Origin of the sequence: Brevundimonas sp. (assembly GCF_965278935.1) — a bacterium.
In the GTDB taxonomy this organism is placed as follows: domain Bacteria; phylum Pseudomonadota; class Alphaproteobacteria; order Caulobacterales; family Caulobacteraceae; genus Brevundimonas.
In genome coordinates this window covers 14,110-31,705 of sequence record NZ_OZ257124.1, presented here as the reverse complement: position 1 = coordinate 31,705, position 17,596 = coordinate 14,110, and the positions used below count along the sequence as shown (strand labels likewise).

The 17,596-nt window shown below is 67.9% G+C and carries 18 protein-coding genes and 1 tRNA gene; 11 read left to right on the top strand and 8 right to left on the bottom strand.

Annotated elements, in window-relative coordinates; all coding sequences use genetic code 11:
* The first annotated feature begins 83 nt into the window (after positions 1-83).
* The 4 genes from ACQY68_RS00155 (at position 84) to recF (ending at position 3,828) form a co-directional block, all read left to right on the top strand.
* Positions 84-881 carry an enoyl-ACP reductase FabI gene (locus tag ACQY68_RS00155; RefSeq protein WP_428152699.1) on the top strand — a complete coding sequence of 266 codons (798 nt, stop codon included), beginning with the start codon at positions 84-86 and terminating at the stop codon, positions 879-881.
* Between the two features lie 96 nt (positions 882-977).
* Positions 978-2,096, top strand: coding sequence for a DNA polymerase III subunit beta (gene dnaN / locus ACQY68_RS00150; RefSeq protein ID WP_428150988.1), 1,119 nt, complete (start codon positions 978-980; stop codon positions 2,094-2,096).
* Positions 2,097-2,161: 65 nt separating this feature from the next.
* Positions 2,162-2,698 (top strand): hypothetical protein, encoded by a 537-nt coding sequence (locus ACQY68_RS00145; RefSeq protein WP_428150987.1) that lies wholly within the window; start codon positions 2,162-2,164, stop codon positions 2,696-2,698.
* Positions 2,695-3,828, top strand: coding sequence for a DNA replication/repair protein RecF (gene recF / locus ACQY68_RS00140; protein WP_428150986.1), 1,134 nt, complete (start codon positions 2,695-2,697; stop codon positions 3,826-3,828). The genes ACQY68_RS00145 and recF overlap by 4 nt, the downstream gene beginning before the upstream one ends.
* Here recF and ACQY68_RS00135 read toward each other — a convergent pair.
* Positions 3,825-5,102 (bottom strand): cation:proton antiporter, encoded by a 1,278-nt coding sequence (locus ACQY68_RS00135; RefSeq protein ID WP_428150985.1) that lies wholly within the window; start codon positions 5,100-5,102, stop codon positions 3,825-3,827. The genes recF and ACQY68_RS00135 overlap by 4 nt on opposite strands.
* Positions 5,103-5,335: 233 nt before the next feature.
* On the opposite strand from ACQY68_RS00135, the gene gyrB reads away from it, so the two are divergent.
* Positions 5,336-7,783 (top strand): DNA topoisomerase (ATP-hydrolyzing) subunit B, encoded by a 2,448-nt coding sequence (gyrB, locus tag ACQY68_RS00130; protein WP_428150984.1) that lies wholly within the window; start codon positions 5,336-5,338, stop codon positions 7,781-7,783.
* Between the two features lie 87 nt (positions 7,784-7,870).
* Here the strand turns inward: gyrB and ACQY68_RS00125 are convergent, their stop codons facing one another.
* Entirely contained in the window at positions 7,871-8,374 is a 504-nt protein-coding gene (locus ACQY68_RS00125; RefSeq protein ID WP_428150983.1) for a hypothetical protein, read from the bottom strand.
* Positions 8,375-8,484: 110 nt separating this feature from the next.
* On the opposite strand from ACQY68_RS00125, the gene ACQY68_RS00120 reads away from it, so the two are divergent.
* Positions 8,485-9,378, top strand: coding sequence for an alpha/beta fold hydrolase (locus tag ACQY68_RS00120; RefSeq protein WP_428150982.1), 894 nt, complete (start codon positions 8,485-8,487; stop codon positions 9,376-9,378).
* Here the strand turns inward: ACQY68_RS00120 and lysA are convergent.
* The 3 genes from lysA to argH are packed head-to-tail and all read right to left on the bottom strand — an operon-like array spanning position 9,370 to position 12,254.
* On the bottom strand, positions 9,370-10,647 hold the full coding sequence (lysA, locus tag ACQY68_RS00115; protein WP_428150980.1) for a diaminopimelate decarboxylase: 1,278 nt from the start codon (positions 10,645-10,647) through the stop codon (positions 9,370-9,372). The genes ACQY68_RS00120 and lysA overlap by 9 nt on opposite strands.
* 3 nt (positions 10,648-10,650) lie before the next feature.
* Positions 10,651-10,890, bottom strand: a complete 240-nt coding sequence (locus tag ACQY68_RS00110; RefSeq protein WP_428150979.1) for a hypothetical protein — start codon at positions 10,888-10,890, stop codon at positions 10,651-10,653.
* Entirely contained in the window at positions 10,887-12,254 is a 1,368-nt protein-coding gene (argH, locus tag ACQY68_RS00105) for an argininosuccinate lyase (protein ID WP_428152698.1), read from the bottom strand. Before argH ends, ACQY68_RS00110 begins: the two co-directional genes overlap by 4 nt.
* Before the next feature lie 61 nt (positions 12,255-12,315).
* On the opposite strand from argH, the gene ACQY68_RS00100 reads away from it, so the two are divergent.
* Positions 12,316-12,996 carry a TlpA family protein disulfide reductase gene (locus ACQY68_RS00100; protein ID WP_428150978.1) on the top strand — a complete coding sequence of 227 codons (681 nt, stop codon included), beginning with the start codon at positions 12,316-12,318 and terminating at the stop codon, positions 12,994-12,996.
* 59 nt (positions 12,997-13,055) lie between these two features.
* On the opposite strand, the gene ACQY68_RS00095 is transcribed toward ACQY68_RS00100, so the two are convergent.
* Positions 13,056-13,481, bottom strand: coding sequence for a hypothetical protein (locus tag ACQY68_RS00095; protein ID WP_428150977.1), 426 nt, complete (start codon positions 13,479-13,481; stop codon positions 13,056-13,058).
* 40 nt (positions 13,482-13,521) lie between these two features.
* Here ACQY68_RS00095 and ACQY68_RS00090 point away from each other — a divergent pair, with 40 nt between their 5' ends.
* The 3 genes from ACQY68_RS00090 to ACQY68_RS00080 all read left to right on the top strand — a co-directional run bounded on the left by ACQY68_RS00090 (position 13,522) and on the right by ACQY68_RS00080 (position 14,609).
* The gene (locus ACQY68_RS00090; protein ID WP_428150976.1) at positions 13,522-13,659 is read left to right on the top strand and encodes a hypothetical protein; all 138 of its coding nucleotides are present in this window, start codon (positions 13,522-13,524) and stop codon (positions 13,657-13,659) included.
* 196 nt (positions 13,660-13,855) lie between these two features.
* Positions 13,856-14,218, top strand: a complete 363-nt coding sequence (locus ACQY68_RS00085; RefSeq protein ID WP_428150975.1) for a hypothetical protein — start codon at positions 13,856-13,858, stop codon at positions 14,216-14,218.
* Positions 14,211-14,609, top strand: coding sequence for a MarR family transcriptional regulator (locus tag ACQY68_RS00080; protein ID WP_428150974.1), 399 nt, complete (start codon positions 14,211-14,213; stop codon positions 14,607-14,609). The genes ACQY68_RS00085 and ACQY68_RS00080 overlap by 8 nt, the downstream gene beginning before the upstream one ends.
* An 11-nt stretch (positions 14,610-14,620) precedes the next feature.
* Here the strand turns inward: ACQY68_RS00080 and ACQY68_RS00075 are convergent.
* A tRNA-Met gene (locus tag ACQY68_RS00075) sits at positions 14,621-14,697 on the bottom strand.
* Positions 14,698-14,905: 208 nt separating this feature from the next.
* Between ACQY68_RS00075 and ACQY68_RS00070 the strand changes: the two genes are divergently transcribed.
* Positions 14,906-16,135 (top strand): PQQ-dependent sugar dehydrogenase, encoded by a 1,230-nt coding sequence (locus ACQY68_RS00070; protein ID WP_428150973.1) that lies wholly within the window; start codon positions 14,906-14,908, stop codon positions 16,133-16,135.
* A 60-nt stretch (positions 16,136-16,195) separates the two neighbouring features.
* On the opposite strand, the gene lpdA is transcribed toward ACQY68_RS00070, so the two are convergent.
* Positions 16,196-17,593: a dihydrolipoyl dehydrogenase gene (gene lpdA / locus ACQY68_RS00065; RefSeq protein ID WP_428150972.1), complete on the bottom strand. Its 1,398-nt coding sequence runs from the start codon at positions 17,591-17,593 to the stop codon at positions 16,196-16,198.
* Positions 17,594-17,596: the final 3 nt, after the last annotated feature.

The window sequence follows — 17,596 nt, the reverse complement described above, 5'->3', positions numbered from 1 at the left end:
GCGAAGTACGTTCGGCCTCACTGCTGCGAGCGTGAGGCCACCAAAGAAGGAAGATTTTCATGGCCGGTGAATCCAGCTGGAACATGCCCGCGGGCGAACTCATGAAGGGCAAGAAGGGCCTCGTCATGGGGGTCGCGAACGCCAACTCCATCGCCTGGGGCATCGCCTCCCAGCTGGCCGCCCAAGGCGCCGAGCTGGCCTTCACCTATATGGGCGAGGGGCTGGAGCGCCGCGTGCGTCCGCTGGCCGAGAGCGTCGGCGCCAAGCTACTCATCCAGGCCGACGTCACCGACGACGCCTCGATGGACGCGGCCTTCGAGCAACTGGAAGCCGAGTTCGGCACGATCGACTTCGTCGTCCACTCCGTCGCCTTCGCCAACAAGGACGAGCTCAAAGGGTCGTTCATCGACAATACCAGCCGCGACAGCTTCCTGCTGGCCATGAACATCTCCTGCTTCAGCTTCGTCGACGTCGCCCGGCGGGCCTCGAAGATCATGCCGAACGGCGGGTCGATGATCACCATGACCTATCTGGGTTCCGAGCGCGCCATCCCGAACTACAACACCATGGGCGTGGCCAAGGCGGCGCTGGAGGCAGCAACCCGCTACATCGCCCGCGACCTCGGTCCGCGCGGTATTCGCGTCAACGCCATCTCGGCCGGCGCGATGCGCACCCTGAGCCTCGCCGGCATCTCGGGCGGCCGGGGCATGATCGCCCAGGGCCGGGCCATGTCGGCCATGAAGGAGGACACCTCGATGGAGGGCGTCGCCGGCGCCGCCCTGTGGCTGTGTTCGGACCTCGGCTTCTCCACCACGGGCGAAGTCATCCACGTCGATGCGGGCTTCCACATGATGGGGCTGGCGGGAGACGAAGAGGCCTGACCTCCCGGTTGCTAGCGGCGAGCAATCCTCTAGTGTCCGTAACCAAGCAAGTTTAGGCGACGGCTGATTCAGCCGCGCCCCGGGCCCCGAGACGACATGCAACTGACCATCGAACGTTCCGCGCTCCTGAAGGCCCTCGGCCACGTTCAGAGCGTGGTCGAGCGTCGGAACACCATTCCGATCCTCTCCAACGTCCTGCTCTCGGCGGGTCGCGACAAGCTCAGCTTCGCCGCCACCGATCTCGACATGGAGATGGTCGACGAGGCCGACGCCACCGTCCAGGTCGAGGGCCAGATCACAGCCCCGGCCCACACCCTCTACGAGATCGTGCGCAAGCTCCCGGACGGAGCCGAGGTCGCCCTGATCTATAACGGCGACGATCCCCGCCTGACGGTCCAGGCGGGCCGGTCCAAGTTCAACCTGCCGGTCCTGCCGGCCGGCGACTTCCCGGTCATGTCGACCGAGAACTCGGGGACCCGCTTCACCCTGATGAAGGAAGACCTCGCGCGTCTGATCGACAAGACCCGCTTCGCCGTCTCGACCGAAGAGACCCGCTACTATCTGAACGGCCTGTATCTCCACACGGTGGCCGAGGGCGGCATCCCGCTGCTGCGCGCCGTGGCGACCGACGGCCACCGGCTGGCCCTGGCCGAGACCCCGGCGCCGGAAGGCGCGGCGGGCGGTCCCGGCGTGATCGTGCCGCGCAAGACCATCGATCAGGTGCGTCGCCTGCTCGACGACGGCTCAGGCCCGGTCGAGGTCCAGGTCTCGCCCCAGAAGATCCGTTTCGAGTTCGGTCAGGCCTCCCTGACGTCGAAGGTCATCGACGGCGCCTTCCCCGACTACATGCGCGTCATTCCCAAGGGGAACGACAAACAGGCCGATATCGACAACGCCGTCTTCGCCTCGGCCGTCGACCGGGTCGCCACCATCTCGGCCGAGAAAAGCCGCTCGGTGAAACTGGCCTTCGAGCTGGACCGCGTCACCCTGACCGTCCGCAACATGGAGGCCGGCCAGGGCGTCGAGGAGGTCGAGATCGGCTACTCCGAAGCCCCGTTCGAGATCGGTTTCAACGCCCGTTACCTGCTGGACGTCGCCGGCCAGATCACGGGCGAAAACGCGACCTTCATGTTCGCCGACCCGGCCAGCCCGACCCTCGTGCTCGATCCGGGCGATCCGGGCGTCCAGTACGTGCTGATGCCGCTGAGGGTGTAGAATCCCCCACTCCGCTCACCCCGGCGAAAGCCGGGATTGTTAGCAGATTCTGAATTGGCCTTTTCATGACCGGCGAAACCCTGACGATCCGAGAGTCGCGAGGGAAGCTGATCCTGTATCTGTTCGGCTTGGTCGTCTTTTTGACTGGGGGCGTCTGGCTTGCCGCGAACACCCCTGACATCGATACTTTCTCGAAGGTGCTTCTTTGGGGGCTTATCGCCCTTCTCGCATTTGTAGCGTTGGAGGGGCTCCGGCGAATGTTCTGGCCGTGCAAACTGATTCTTGACGCTGCCGGTTTCAGCTTCGGCCATTGGTCGAGTCGCAAGGTCGGCTGGGACGACGTGGAGCGCTTCAAGATCGTCTACATGCGGTCTCATTTTTTCTCCCGGCGCATCACCTATGAGGACAGTGGGCCGGGTCTGGCGCACGTCGCGTGGACATTGAAGTCCGGCGCACGTCATGACTTGGCTCAAAGGGCTAGTCTCGTTCTGACGGGTATCGCGGGCGTCATACCCAAGTCGATGCAGATGGGCGCTTCGGAACTTTTTCCGATAATGGAGGCGTGGCGCGTGAGACATGCTGCCTCCTCACAAGACGCGTGATCACCACCCTCACCCTTACCGACTTCCGGTCCTACGCCTCCGCCACCCTGCCCGTGGGCAGCGGACCCGTGGTGCTGCATGGGCCGAACGGGGCGGGGAAGACCAATCTGCTGGAGGCGTTGAGCCTGTTCACGCCGGGTCGGGGGCTGCGGTCGGCGACGGCGCAGGACATGGGGCGGCGCGAGCCGGGCGAGGAGGTCGGGCGGGCCTGGGCGGTGGCGCTGACGCTCGACGGCGGGGATGGCGAGGAAATCCGGCTCGGCACGGGGACGCAAGGACCGGGGGCCAGCCGGCGGATGGTGCGGATCGACGGGGAGACGGCCCAGCCGGGGCGGTTGCTGGATTATCTGCGGCCGGTCTGGGCGACGCCGGAACAGGACCGGTTGTTCTCCGATGCCCGGGCCGAGCGGCTCAAGTTCTTCGACCGGCTGGTGTTCGCCGCCGACCCCGGGCACGCGGCGGCGGTGGCGGGATACGAAAAGGCGCTGCGCGAGCGGCTGCGGCTGCTGATCGACGGGGCCGAGGGCCGGGAGGCCGATCCCCTGTGGCTCGACGCGCTGGAGGTCCGGCTGGGCGAGGCCGGGGCGCGGGCGGCGGCCGCGCGAGCCCGGGCGCTGACGGTGCTTCAGTCCGCGATCGACGCCCGGTCGGAGCGGCCTTTTCCCCAAGCGAATCTAGCCCTGGTCGGGGAGACCGAGCGGCTCGCCGGGGACGGGGCCGACGAGGAGGCGCTGGCCGGAGCGATCCGCGAGGGGATGGCGCGGGCGCGGAGCCGGGACGGGGCGGCCGGGCGATCGCTGTTCGGGCCGCATCGCGCTGACCTGACGGCGCTGCACCGCGAAAAAAATCGACCGGCGGCGGAGGGGTCTTCGGGCGAGCAGAAGGCCCTCGCACTGAACCTGATCCTGGCCCAGGTCGGCCGGCTGTCGGGCGGCGGGGCCGCACCGATCCTGCTGCTGGACGAGGCGCCGGCGCATCTCGACACGAACCGCCGCGCGGCCCTGTTCGAGGAGATCGCCGCGCTGAAGCTGCAGGCCTTCATGACCGGGACGGAGGCCGATCTCTTCGAACCCCTGCGCGGCCGCGCCGCCTTCGTGCGGGTCGAGGGCGGCGGCCTGAACGCTGACTAGCCGACTCTGGGCCGGACCTTGGGCGTCGAGTCGGGCGTCGACACGCCGACCGAGGCGGACTCCTTCGCCTCCGCCTTCGCGAGGCGCTCCGGATCGGGCGCGGCGCCCATCCGGTCGATCAGCTTGAACACGAACGGGTGCAGAGAGATCGACAGCAGGGCCCCGGCCAGGATCAGGTCGTGGGTCGTCTGGCTCATGGCCCCCAGGCTCATCCCGAGCGCCGCCAGGATGAAGCTGAACTCGCCGATCTGGGCCAGAGACGCGCCGACCGTCAGACTGGTCTTGCGGTCCAGCTTGAAGGCCGTGGTGATGATGAGCGCCGCCAGGGTCTTGCCGACGATGATGATGGCCAGCACGCCCAGCACGGCCCAGGGCTGTTCGATCAGGATCGACGGGTCGAACAGCATGCCGACGGAGACGAAGAACAGAACGGCGAAGGCGTCGCGCAGCGGCAACGACCGCTCCGCCGCATTGTGACCCAGCGGCGTGCCGTTCAGCACCAGCCCGGCCAGGAAGGCTCCGAGCGCGAACGAGTGGAACAGGTAGTAGGCGATCCAGGCGATGCCCAGCGCGATGGCCAGGACGCCGAGGGTGAACAACTCACGCGACCGGGTATGGGCGATCCGCACCAGCACCCAGGGCAGCACCCGCCCACCGATGAACAGCATGGCCAGGACGAAGGCTACGACCTTGGCCAGCGTCCAGCCGATGTTCAGGGCCAATGCGCCGGGATCGACGGCGGTCCCCTCTGGCAGGATGATCATGGGCAGCATGACCAGGGCGATGACGATGACCAGATCCTCGACGATCAGCCAGCCCACGGCGATGCGGCCGATCTCGCCCTTGTTCTGACGCCGCTCCTCCAGCGCCCGCATCAGGACGACAGTGGAGGCGACCGACAGGGCGAACCCCATCAACAGGCCTTCGACGTCCGAGAATCCGAGCACGAACCGGCCCAGGGCCCAGCCCATGATCGTGGCGGAGGCGACCTGCACGATCGCGCCGGGAATGGCGACCTTGCGGACCTTCATCAGATCGGCGGGCGAGAAATGCAGCCCGACTCCGAACATCAGCAGGATGACGCCGATCTCGGCCAACTGGGGCGCCAGGGTCGTGTCGGCGACGAAGCCCATCGTGTAGGGACCGACCGCGACGCCGGCCACGAGGTAGCCAACAAGGGGTGACAGTTTCAGCCGATTGGCCAACATTCCGAACACGAACGCCAGCACGAAGGCGGCGACCAGGGTCGTGATCAGATTGTCGGCATGCGGCATCGGCGCTCCTTAAGCGTCGCTGGTGGGGCTCACGTTCGGCGAGCCCAACATATGGGGGGCGAGCTTTGCGGGACAAGGCGGCAAAACGCCCACTTCGCTCGCTTTCCCAACGCATTTTCCTATATAAACGATGCATCCGGACGACCTGATTCAGCCGCCCGGCCAAAGACATTTCTCAGCGGGTTGGGCGGCGCACGGCGCGGTCTGCGATACCCGCGTCTCCGGACGAATGAATGACCGACGAACCCCTGAGCGCCCGCACCGAAGACACGGCTGAAGAGGCCGCCTACGGCGCCGAATCCATCAAGGTTCTCAAGGGCCTGGACGCGGTGCGCAAACGCCCCGGCATGTATATCGGCGACACCGACGACGGCTCCGGCCTGCACCACATGGTGTACGAGGTCGTCGACAACGCCATCGACGAGGCCCTGGCCGGTCACGCCGACCTGGTCGAGGTGATCCTGAACGCCGACGGCTCGGTCACCGTCACCGACAACGGACGCGGCATTCCGGTCGACATCCATGCCGAGGAGGGCGTCTCGGCGGCCGAGGTCATCATGACCCAGCTCCACGCCGGCGGGAAATTCGACCAGAACTCCTACAAGGTCTCCGGCGGTCTGCACGGCGTGGGCGTCTCCGTCGTCAACGCCCTGTCGGACTGGCTGAAGCTGGTCATCTTCCGCAACGGCCAGCGCCACGAGATGAAGTTCGAGCGGGGCGACACGGTCGAGAGCCTGCGCGTCACGGGCGAGGCTCCGATGCGCGACAACGGCAAGGTCCTCAGCGGCACCCAGGTCACCTTCTATCCATCGATCACGACCTTCGCCCACATCGACTTCGACCTGAAGACGCTGGAGCACCGCCTGCGCGAGCTGGCCTTCCTGAACTCGGGCGTGGTCATCAAGCTCTCCGACCATCGCCATGCCGAGCCCATCGAGATCATGCTGCACTACGAGGGCGGCGTGGAGGCCTTCGTGCGCCACCTCGACAAGTCCAAGACGCCGATCCTGAAGGACGTCATCGTCATTCGCGGCAAGCGCGACAACATCGAGATCGACCTGGCCCTGTGGTGGAACGACTCCTACCACGAGACCATGCTGTGCTTCACCAACAACATCCCCCAGCGGGATGGAGGCACCCACCTGTCGGCCTTCCGCACCAGCCTGACCAAGGTGATGGGGGCGTACATGGAATCCTCCGGCGCCCTGAAGAAGGAGAAAGTCGCTCCGACCGGCGAGGACGCGCGCGAAGGCCTGACCTGCGTGCTGTCGGTCAAGGTGCCGGATCCCAAGTTCAGCTCCCAGACCAAGGACAAGCTGGTCTCTTCCGAAGTGCGCCCGGCGGTCGAGGGGCTGTGCTCCGAAGGCCTGTCGCAATGGTTCGAGGAACATCCGGTCGAGGCCAAGATGATCGTCGCCAAGATCATCGAGGCGGCGTCCGCGCGCGAGGCGGCGCGCAAGGCGCGCGACCTGACGCGGCGGAAATCCGCCCTGGATATCTCCAGCCTGCCCGGCAAGCTCGCCGACTGCCAGGAACGCGATCCCGCCAAGTCCGAACTGTTCATCGTCGAGGGCGATTCCGCCGGCGGATCTGCCAAGCAGGCGCGCAATCGCGAAAACCAGGCCGTCCTGCCTCTGCGGGGCAAGATTCTGAACGTGGAGCGGGCGCGGTTCGACCGGATGCTGTCGTCGGAGCTGATCGGGACCCTGATCCTGGCGCTGGGCACAGGGATCGGGCGCGACGACTTCGACGCCGACAAGCTGCGCTATCACAAGATCATCCTGATGGCCGACGCCGACGTCGACGGCGCCCATATTCGGACCCTGCTGCTGACCTTCTTCTATCGGCAGATGCCGGAACTGATTACGCGCGGTCACGTCTACATCGCCCAGCCGCCGCTCTACAAAGTCGCCAAGGGCAAGCAGAGCCGCTACCTGAAAGACCAATCCGAGATGGACTCCTACCTGATCGAGGAAGGATCGTCGGAGGCCGAGCTGGACCTGTCGGGCGGCGAGCGTCGCATGGGACTGGACCTGCAAAATCTGGTGCGGGAGGCCAAGGCCTATAGCGCAAGCGTCGATCGCCTGAGCCAGCGTGCGCCCGCCTTCGCCATCGAACAGGCGGCCCTGGCCGGTCTGTTCGCCGACGACGCCGACATGGCGACGGCATCGGCCGCCGCCGCAGTCCGCCTCAATCTGTTCGCCGAGGAGGGCGACGGGGCCTGGTCGGGCGCGCCGGGCGAACAGGGGGCCGTGGTCTTCACCCGCTCCCGCCGCGCGGTGCAGGAGACGATCGTGCTGGAAGAGGCGCTGATCCGCTCGCTGGACGCACGTCGTCTGGCCGAACGGGCGGTCGCGTTCGAGGGCCTGTTCACGGCCCCGGCCATCTATCGCCGCAAGGACAAGTCGACGACGATCCGGGGGCCTCTGGACCTGCTGAACGCCGTGCTCGACGCGGGCAAGAAGGGTCTGTCGATCCAGCGCTACAAGGGTCTGGGCGAGATGAACCCGGAGCAGCTGTGGGAGACGACGCTGGACGTCAACGCCCGCACCCTGCTGCAGGTCAAGGTGGACCACGCCGACGACGCCGACGACCTGTTCGCCAAGCTGATGGGCGATGTGGTCGAACCGCGCCGCGAGTTCATCCAGGAGAATGCGCTGGATGCGGCGGTGGATGTCTGACGGCAGGGAAGAGGGATCAGGGACGAGGCGTCGGGATCAACGTCTCGTCGACACGGTGAATGTCGTGCTCCCAGTCCCCAGCCCCTCCTAGGGCCGGCCGGCGTCGATGTAGGCCTTCACACTGGCATAGGACGGCGGCGAAGGCCGCATGTCGTCGCAGCTGATCTCGCGGATGGCGTCGTCGAAGCTGTCGCGGGCGATCGATTCCCAGGGTTCCTCGGTCTCGAAGGCCTCCCCGGGCAAGCCGTCCTCGAACGCGTCGCTCGAGGTGACGACGTGCGACTGGCGGCCGTTGCAGCGGATTCCGAACTTGTCGACCGTGTGACTGTAGTCGCCTGCGGCCGTCTCCATGGGCACGCGGGCGACCATGACGGTCAGCTCGTCGCCGGTCCGCTCCACGCTGTGCACATCGATCAGATAGTGTTTCGCCTCGGCGCGCGAGAAGGCCCACCATTCGGGCCCGGTCGATTCCTGGACCGGCGCGGCGGTGCCGCCCAGAATCTCCTCCTGCGGCGGAGCCGTCTGGGCCTGCGCCGCAGCGCCCCACAACATGACCATGGCGGTCGCGATCGCATGTTTCCGGATAGTCATAGTCGCCTCCCCAGACGGACACCTGTCTGCCATATTTCGCGCCGTTGCGAGGCGAAGATCAAGGGTCGACCGGTCAACCCTTTGCCCATTTCGCCGTTCAGGGTCCTGACATGCTGCGCACCCTGATCCTCACCCTCGCCCTGATCCTCTGTCCGGTTGTCGCCAAGGCGCAATCGAGCGCGCCTTTCCGGTCCGACCGGATCGTCGTCACGACGCGGGGCGAAGGGCCGGACGTGATCCTGATTCCCGGCCTGGCCTCGACCAGCGAGGTGTGGTCGCGCACGGCGAACCGGCTGGACGACCACTATCGGGTGCATCTCGTCTCGGTGAGGGGTTTCGGGAGCGTGCCGGCCGGAGCCAATGTGGATGGAGCGCTCGTGGCGCCTGTGGCTGCGGAGCTGCGTCGCTATATTGCTTCGCAGGGGCTGGAACGGCCCGCGATCATCGGCCATTCGATGGGCGGGTTGGTGGCGCTGAGGGCGGCCGCCGACGCCGGGCGGGACCGGCGCGGCCCCCAGGTCGGTCGGGTCATGGTGGTCGATGCGACACCCTTCTTCCCCTCCCTGATCAGCCCGGGCGCCACGGTCGGTGACGTCGAGCCCCTGGCCCGGATCGCCTATCAGGCCCTGCTGTTCCTCGGTGACGAGGCCCTGCGGACCCAGGGGACGGCGCTCGGCGACCAGCTGGGCGGGGCGGCTGACAGCGTCTTCGGCACCCTCGGCTGGCAGGGCGGCGACCGGGCGGTTCTGGCCCAGGGGATCTATGAGGTCATGACCACGGACCTTCGCAGCCGCCTGCCTGACATCGCCGCGCCGGTGACGGTGGTCTACGGCTGGAGCGCCGACGACCGCAGCCCCCGCGCCCACCTCGACGCCCTGTTCGCCGCCGGCTACCGCAATCTGCAGAGGCCCGCCCGGTTCGAACGGATCGAGGGCGCCGAGCACATGGTCATGATCGACCAGCCGACACGGTTCCTGGCGGCGGTAGATCGGTTCCTAGGCTAGCCACTCCGCCGTCGTCTCTCTCGCCAGCATTTCCTCATACGTCGGCCGCGCCCTGACCACGGCCCAGCGGTCTCCGTCGACCAGCACCTCGGGCACCAGCGGGCGGGAGTTGTATTCGCTCGACATCACCGCCCCGTAGGCGCCGGCGCCGGTGAAGACGACGAGGTCGCCGGCCTCGATCGGGGGCAGGGACCGGCCGCGGGCGAAGGTGTCGCCAGTCTCGCAGACCGGGCCGACGATGTCATAGATGACCGGATCGCTCTCGCGCGGGATGACCGGCTTCACCTCGTGGAAGGCGTCGTACATGGCCGGACGCATCAGGTCGTTCATGGCCGCGTCCAGCACCAGGAATTTCCGTCCGTCCGCGCGCTCGGTGACCTGGATGACGCGGGTCAGGAGGACGCCGGCATTGGCGGCCAGCAGGCGGCCGGGCTCGAACGCCGCCTCGACGTTCAATCCGTCCAGCACGCGGGCGGTCATCGACGCGTAGTCGGCGGGCGAGGCTGTCTTCGCCCCGCCGGTGTAGGGCACGCCCAGACCGCCGCCGAGATCGATGCGGGTCAAGGGCAGGCCCTGCTGACGCAGGGTTTCGGTCAGTTTGCGCAACAGGCCGAAGGCGGCCTCCAGCGGGGCCAGGTCGGTGATCTGGCTGCCGATGTGGCAGGCGAGGCCGACGGGGTTCAGGTGCGGGCTGGCGGCGGCGCGGGCGTAGAGGTCCAGCGCCTCTTCGGCCGGGACACCGAACTTGTCGCCCTCTCCGCCCGTGGTGATCTTGGCGTGGCCGCCGGCGCCGATCTTGGGATTCACCCGGATGGCGATGTCGGGTCTGGCGCCTTTCGCCTCGGCGATCGCGATGAGGCGATCCAGTTCGGGCACGCTCTCGACATTGATCTGGCGCACCCCGACCTCGAGGGCGAAGGCCAGTTCGGCGTCGGTCTTGCCCACGCCCGAGAAGATGATGCGGTCGGCCGCGATGCCGGCCTTCAGCGCGCGACGGATCTCGCCCTCCGAGACCGTGTCGGCGCCGCAGCCGAGGCGGGCGAGGGTCGCCAGCACCGACAGGTTGGAGTTCGACTTGACCGCGAAGGCGATCAGGCTGTCGCCGAGCACCGAAGGATGGGCGTCGAGGGCGTCGCGCAGCACGCGGTAATGCCGCGTCAGGGTGGCGGACGAATAGACATAGGCCGGTGTGCCGACCTCGGTCGCCAGCATCGTCAGGTCGACGCCCTCGGCGTGGAGGGCGCCGTCCCGAAGTTCGAAATGATCCAAGGTCTATTGAGGCTCGCGGCCGGCGGCGGTGCCGCCCAGCAGGTTGGAGGGGCCGCCGTCGATCGGCTGCTGGCTGGACGGACGGTTGATCGTCGCCGGATCGGGCAGGGCCGGGGCGCGGGCGTCGCGCGGGGCGCGTTCGGTCTCACGCGGGGCGGGCGACTCAAGGTCGGCCATGCGCCCGCAACCGGCGGCGGCGACGGCGAGAATGGCGAGGGCGCCGAGGGTGAGGACCTTGGTCATGACAGTCGGACTTTCCAATCGGCGATGCGCGCACGGACCTGTTCCGGCGCGGTTCCCCCGAAGCTCTGGCGGCTGGCGCAGGAAGCCTCAGGGGTGAGCACCTTGTAAACGGCTTCGGTGACGCCGGGATGCAGGCTCTGCAATTCGGCGAGCGGCAGTTGCGCCAGACCCACGCCCAGCTGCTCCGCCCGCTTGACCGCAGCGCCCGTCACATGGTGCGCCTGGCGGAAGGGCAGGTCGGCCTCGCGCACGAGCCAGTCGGCCAGATCGGTGGCGGTGGAGAAGCCCCAGCCCGCCGCCTCGGCCATGCGTTCCGTGTTCGGACGGAAGGCGGAAACCATGGCCGTCATGGCGGTCAGGGCCAAGTCGAGCGCATCCATGGCCTCGAACACCGGCGGCTTGTCCTCCTGCATGTCCTTGGAATAGGCCAGCGGCAGGCCCTTCATGACCGTGGACAGGGCGACGAACGACCCCATGATCCGGCCGGTCTTGGCCCGGACCAGTTCGGCGGCGTCGGGGTTGCGTTTCTGCGGCATGATAGACGAGCCGGTGGTCAGGTCGTCGGGCAGGGTGACGAAGCCGAACATCGGCGTCATCCAGACCACGATCTCCTCGGCCAGGCGCGACAGGTGGCCCGCCGTGATCGAGGCGGCGGCCAGGGTCTCCAGCGCGAAGTCGCGGTCGGACACCGAGTCCAGCGAGTTGGCCATCGGCCGGTCGAAACCGAGGGCTGTCGCCGTCGCATGGCGGTCGATGGGGAAGGGCGAACCGGCGAGCGCGGCTGCGCCCAACGGACTCTCGTTCATCCGCGCACGGGCGTCGGCGAAGCGCCCGCCGTCGCGACCGGCCATCTCGACATAGGCCATCAGGTGGTGGCCCAGGGTCACCGGCTGGGCCGTCTGCAGATGGGTGAAGCCGGGCATCAGATCGCCCGCATGCTGTTCGGCGCGGACCAGCAGGGCGCGTTGCAGGGCCCGAAGTTGCTCTACCGACCGGTCGCAGGCGTCGCGGACCCACAGACGGAAGTCGACGGCGACCTGATCGTTGCGGCTGCGGGCCGTGTGCAGGCGACCCGACGGCTCGCCGATCAGCTCGGAAAGCCGCGCCTCCACGTTCAGGTGGATGTCCTCGTATTCGTCGCGGAAGGGGAAGGTCCCGGCCTCGATCTCGGCCTGGATGGTGTCGAGGCCGCCCAGGATCGCGGCGCCGTCGTCGGCCGTGACGATCCCCTGGTCGATCAGCATGCGGCAATGCGCTCGCGAGCCCCGCAGGTCCTGCGCCCACAGCCGCTTGTCGACGCCGATGGAGACGTTGATCGCCTGCATGATGTCGGCGGGGCGCGACGAAAAGCGTCCGCCCCACATGCCTTGACCTTCGGGCGTCGGCGCGGCCTTAGTCGGGTCTGGCTGAGTGGACTGGTCGTTCATGGACGAACCCCCGAAGAAAAAGACAGGGCGGCGCCCGGTGCTCGTGGTGGCGGTCGTGGCCGCGCTGCTTCTTGCGGGCGGGCTAGCCTACTTTATCAGCCAAACCAAGTTCGAGCTGAGGATCCAGGAGTACGGCGACGATGCGGTCGACGTTCCGCTGATCTCTGCGGCGGGTGGTGACAGCGACCTTGCTCGCTTCGCCGTCGGCCCGCTGGCGGCGCTCGACACGCCCGCCGCCCTCGTGGCCGCGCCCGACTATGTCTTCAAGACCCGCGACGGCGCCGACGTCCGCTTCGCAGACTTCCGGGGCAAGGTGGTTCTGGTCAACCTGTGGGCCATGTGGTGCGCGCCGTGCCGCACCGAGATGCCGACCCTGGCGGTCTTGGCCTCGGCCTATCCGGACGGCGATCTGATCGTGCTGCCGATCAACGTCGACACCGGGGCTGATCCCGTCGCCGATGCGAAAAGCTTCATCGACGTCCACGAGCCTTTGCCCTTCTACGGTGACCCGAAATTCCAGCTGCCGTTCGAGTTTCCGGGCAAGGGCAAGATGCCCCAGACGATCCTGCTGGACCGTCAGGGGCGTGTCCGTGCCGCCTTCGCCGGGGAGGCGGACTGGGCCAGTCCCGAGGCCAAGGCTCTCATTGATGCGGTGCTCGCCGAAGGGGCGAGCACCTAGAGCGCTATCGCTCGACGCTCGGCGTCTCTCTGCTTGAGCGCGTCGGTCAGCCGCGAGCGCTAGTGCGCCGGGGCCTGCGTAGCCGGTTGGGTCGCAGGCGTGTTGCCGCGATTGTCGGCGGCGGTTTCGGCCTTCTGCTCTTCGGCCTCGCGGGCGAGGGCGTCGGTCGCCTCGTCGATTTCCTGACCGGCCTCGCGGGCGCCCGCGGCGATGGCCGAACCGACCTGGCCGGCTTCCTCCTTCAGGGCGGAACCGGCTTCGGCGGTCGCCGCCTGGGCGTTGTCACCGGCGGCGTCGGCCTCTGCGGCGGTCTTGTCCTGTTCGGCCTCGGAGCAGGCCACGGCGCCCAGCGACAGGACGGCGATGGCGGAGATGGCCAGCAGCGACGGAATACGGATGGTCATGGTGAAGCCCTCGAACGGCGTTGAACCTTCGCCGTGAACGCCGGTCATCACGATCGGTTGCGGTATGGTGCGTTGCAGCATGAAATCGTCTATCCTTGATATCTGAAGAGGAGCCGCGATCATGGTGCTGGGCGGGCTGGTGATCGCCGTGATGCTGGTCCTCCTGATCTGGGATCTGGCGGGTCAGCCGACGGGCCGACGCTGGCGCAGGCGTCGTCGGCGGCGCGCCGGGGCTGCGACCCTTCGGCGCAAGGACTGATGCGCGGATTCGGCTTTTGGCTCAGAAACCTCGCCAGCCGGGCGTTTGCGCGGCTTCCCGCCTTCCCCTGTTGAAACCTGACAGCGGTGTCTTTGCCTGCGCGAAGCCCTTAACGCGTGCGCCGAAACTCGACATTGTAAGCCATCGACCCGCTCGACCGGGGCGATGGGAATGGGGACCACAGGGAGGCGCAGGAATGGTTCAACCCGTTCGAGCCGAGCTTCTGACCTTGATCCAGGCCAGCATCGGCTGGGCTGTCCTCGCCGCGCGGGCGGTCAATGTCGTCCCAGCACCGCCGACGGCGCCGCCGCAACCGGCCGCGCGTCAGTCGAGAGCTCCGGCCCGGGCGCCCGTTCGTCTTCGCGCCACCATCACCATCGACATCGACGTCCCCGACACCGACGAGGCGGAACAGGCGTGCGACGCCGTGCGCGGCCAGTTCGAAATCCTGAAACGGACGCATCCGGCGGCCGAACTGGCGTTCCAGCGCCGCAAGCCGCGCACGGGCCGCCGGGCTCCGCCTCCGGCCCTGGTCGTCAGCCCCTATGTCGATGACTGAGGTGATCGGTCGGCGGCGCAATACCCTGCTCGCCGGTCTGGTGCTGCTGAAGAAGCTGGCGCCGGACATCACCATTTCGGAGATGCTGGCCTTCCTCTATGTCGCCGAGAATCCCGGCGTGCGGGTCAAGGAGCTCGCTGCGTTGATGGAGACGACAGAGGCGACGGCGTCGCGGGCGTCGCGTTCCCTGCTGCACGAAGGCGATCCGGGCGCACGGTCGCCCGGTCGCGGCTGGCTCCTGATGGCGTCGAACGGGCGCGAGGCGGTGTCGCGTCATCTCTATCTGACCGAAGCCGGGGTCGCGCTGGTCCAGCGTCTGGACGCCCTTATCGAAAGCGCCAGACCCATCGGCGTCCGCGCGGCGCCGGCCGAATTGAGGATCAGGCGATAGCGGGATTGGACTGGTGGCTGGAGGCGGGATCGAACCGCCGACCTGTGGGTTATGAATCCACCGCTCTAACCATCTGAGCTACCCAGCCCAGTCCATGGGCCGTCGTCGATCGCAACCGGATGACGCGGGAGGCGTGCGTATATCGTCGCCGCCCCTCCGGTTCAAGTCGCATCGAACATCGCCTGAAACGGCAGGCGGGCTGCGACGCCGGGTCGCGGTGCGCCGGGCTCAGGAACGGCGCCGCTGTCGGGCCGTTCCCGGACTGTCCTGACACCAGACCAGATCCCGGAGACTCCATGCGCCCGATCGTCCTCGCCGCCGCCTCGTCCCTGCTCGTCCTGTCCGCCGCCTGCGGGGCCAATGGCCAGACCGCACCGACCGCGGCGCCCGGACGGCCCGTCGAGACCCTCCCCGCCAACGGTGCGACCCAGACCCCGGCCTTCGCCGGTCAGACCCGCGCGCCGGGCGTCCAGACGCAGGGAACTCTGAGGCACGCCATCGTGGCCTCCGGTCTCGCGCATCCGTGGGGCATGGCTCTGCTGCCCGACGGGAATTGGCTCGTGACCGAGCGGCCGGGCCGTCTGCGGATCGTCAGCGCAACGGGTCAGGTCGGGGAGCCGATCACGGGCCTGCCCGCCGTCGATGCGCGCGGCCAGGGCGGGCTGCTGGACGTCACCCTGTCGCCCGGCTTCGCCACCGACCGCACGATCTTCTGGAGCTATGCCGAGCCCCGGGAAGGCGGCAACGCCACATCGGTCGCGCGCGGCGTGCTGTCGGCGGACGGAACCAGCGTCGGTGACGTGCGGATCATCTTCCGCGCCCTGCCCATCTACGACGGCGACAAGCATTTCGGCTCAACCCTGGCCTTCGACCCGGCCGGCCACCTCTTCATCACGCTTGGCGAGCGGTCCGACGCCCCGATGCGACCCCAGGCCCAGCAGCTCGACAGCCATATGGGCAAGGTCATTCGCATCAACGCCGACGGCTCCGTGCCACAGGACAATCCGTTCGTCGGTCAGGCCGGCGCTCTCCCCGAGATCTGGTCACTGGGTCACCGAAACATTCAGGGCATCGCGGTCCAGCCGGGCACGGGCGCCGTCTGGACCATCGAGCACGGCACGCGCGGCGGCGACGAGTTGAACCGGCCCGAGGCGGGCAAGAACTACGGCTGGCCGATCATCGCCTACGGCGTCGAGTATCGCGGCGCCCCGATCAACGAGGGGATCACCGCGCGCGCCGGTCTGGAACAGCCGGTCTACTACTGGGATCCGGTCATCGCGCCGGGCGGCCAGACCTTCTACTCCGGGTCCATGTTCCCGGGCTGGCAGGGGAACCTGCTGATCGCCGGCCTCGCAGGCAAGTCACTGACCCGCCTGGTGCTGGAGGGCGACCGGGTCGTCGGCGAGGAGCGGCTGCTGACCGGTCTGGGCGAACGCATCCGCGACGTGGCGGTGGGACCGGACGGCGCGGTGTGGGTCATCACCGACGAGGACAACGGGAAACTGGTGAGGCTGGCGGCGGAGTAGCTGCCAACAACGCCCGGAGGCTCAAGCAGCGAGCGACCGCGTCGCGAGCGGTAGCCGCCCTCAGATGTGAATCGCGTGCCCGAGCGCCCTCAGGCTTGCCTCGTGGAAGGCCTCGCCCAGCGTGGGGTGGACGTGGATCACGCCCGCGACGTCTTCCAGCACCGCCCCCATCTCCAGCATCTGGGCGAAACTGTTCGACAGTTCGGCGACATGCTGGCCGACGGCCTGGACGCCGAGGATGCGATGGTCGGACTTCGACGCCAGAACGCGGACGAAGCCCCCGTCCTCGCCCGCCTCGATGGCCAAGGCGCGACCGATGGCGGCGAGCGGGAAGAACGAGGTGATCACGTCGTCGCGGCCCGCGACGTCGAGCGGGCCGAGACCCGCCGAGACGATCTCAGGCTCGGTGAAACAGACGGCGGCGATGGTCACCGGATCGAACCGCTTGTCGTGGCCCGCGATGATCTCGGCGACGACCTCGCCCTGGGCCGAGCCCTTGTGGGCCAGCATGGGTTCGCCGGTCAGGTCGCCGACGGCCCAGACGTTCTTCATCGAGGTCGCGCAACGGTCGTCGATCTTTACGAACGGCCCGGCCATGGCCACGCCCATGTTTTCCAGACCCCAGCCGGCTGTGCGCGGACGACGCCCCACGGTGACCAGCACCTTGTTGGCCTCGAGCGACAGGGGCTCGCCGTCCTTCGTCGTGATCGACAGTTTTCCGTCCCCGAACCCGCCGGCGCGGGCGCCGAGGTGCATCTCGACCCCGTGGTCGGTCAGCCATTTCATGACCGGGTCGGTCAGGGCCTTGTCGTAGAGGGGCAGGATGCGCTCGGCCATTTCGACGATGGCGACCTGGGCCCCCAGCTTGCGATAGGCGATGCCGAGCTCCAGCCCGATATAGCCGCCGCCGACGACGACCAGCTTGCCGGGCACCGCGTCCAGCGACAGGGCCTCGGTCGAGGAGATGACGTCGCCGCCGAACGGCAGGAAGGGCAGTTCGACCGGCTCGGATCCGGTCGCCAGAATGACGTGTTCGGCCGTGATCGTGATCGGGCCGTCCTCGGTCTCGACGCGGCAGGTCTTGGCGTCCTGGAAGGTCGCCCAGCCCTTGATGACCTTGACCTTCGCCTTCTTCAGCAGGGCCGCGACGCCGTTGTTCAGCTTACGGACGATGCCGTCCTTCCACTCGACGGTCTTGCTGAGGTCGATGGCCGGCTCCGACGCCGTGATGCCCAGGGTCCCGTCACCGGCCGCCTTCGCCACCGTCTCGAACTTGGAGGCCGCGTGGATGATGGCCTTGGACGGAATGCAGCCGACGTTCAGGCAGGTTCCGCCCAGCCCGTCCGAGCCGTCGACCAGCACGGTGTCGAGCCCCAGCTGGCCGCAGCGGATGCCCGCGACATAGCCGCCGGTGCCGGCGCCGATGATCAGGACTTTGGTCTTCAGGATTTGGGTCATGGC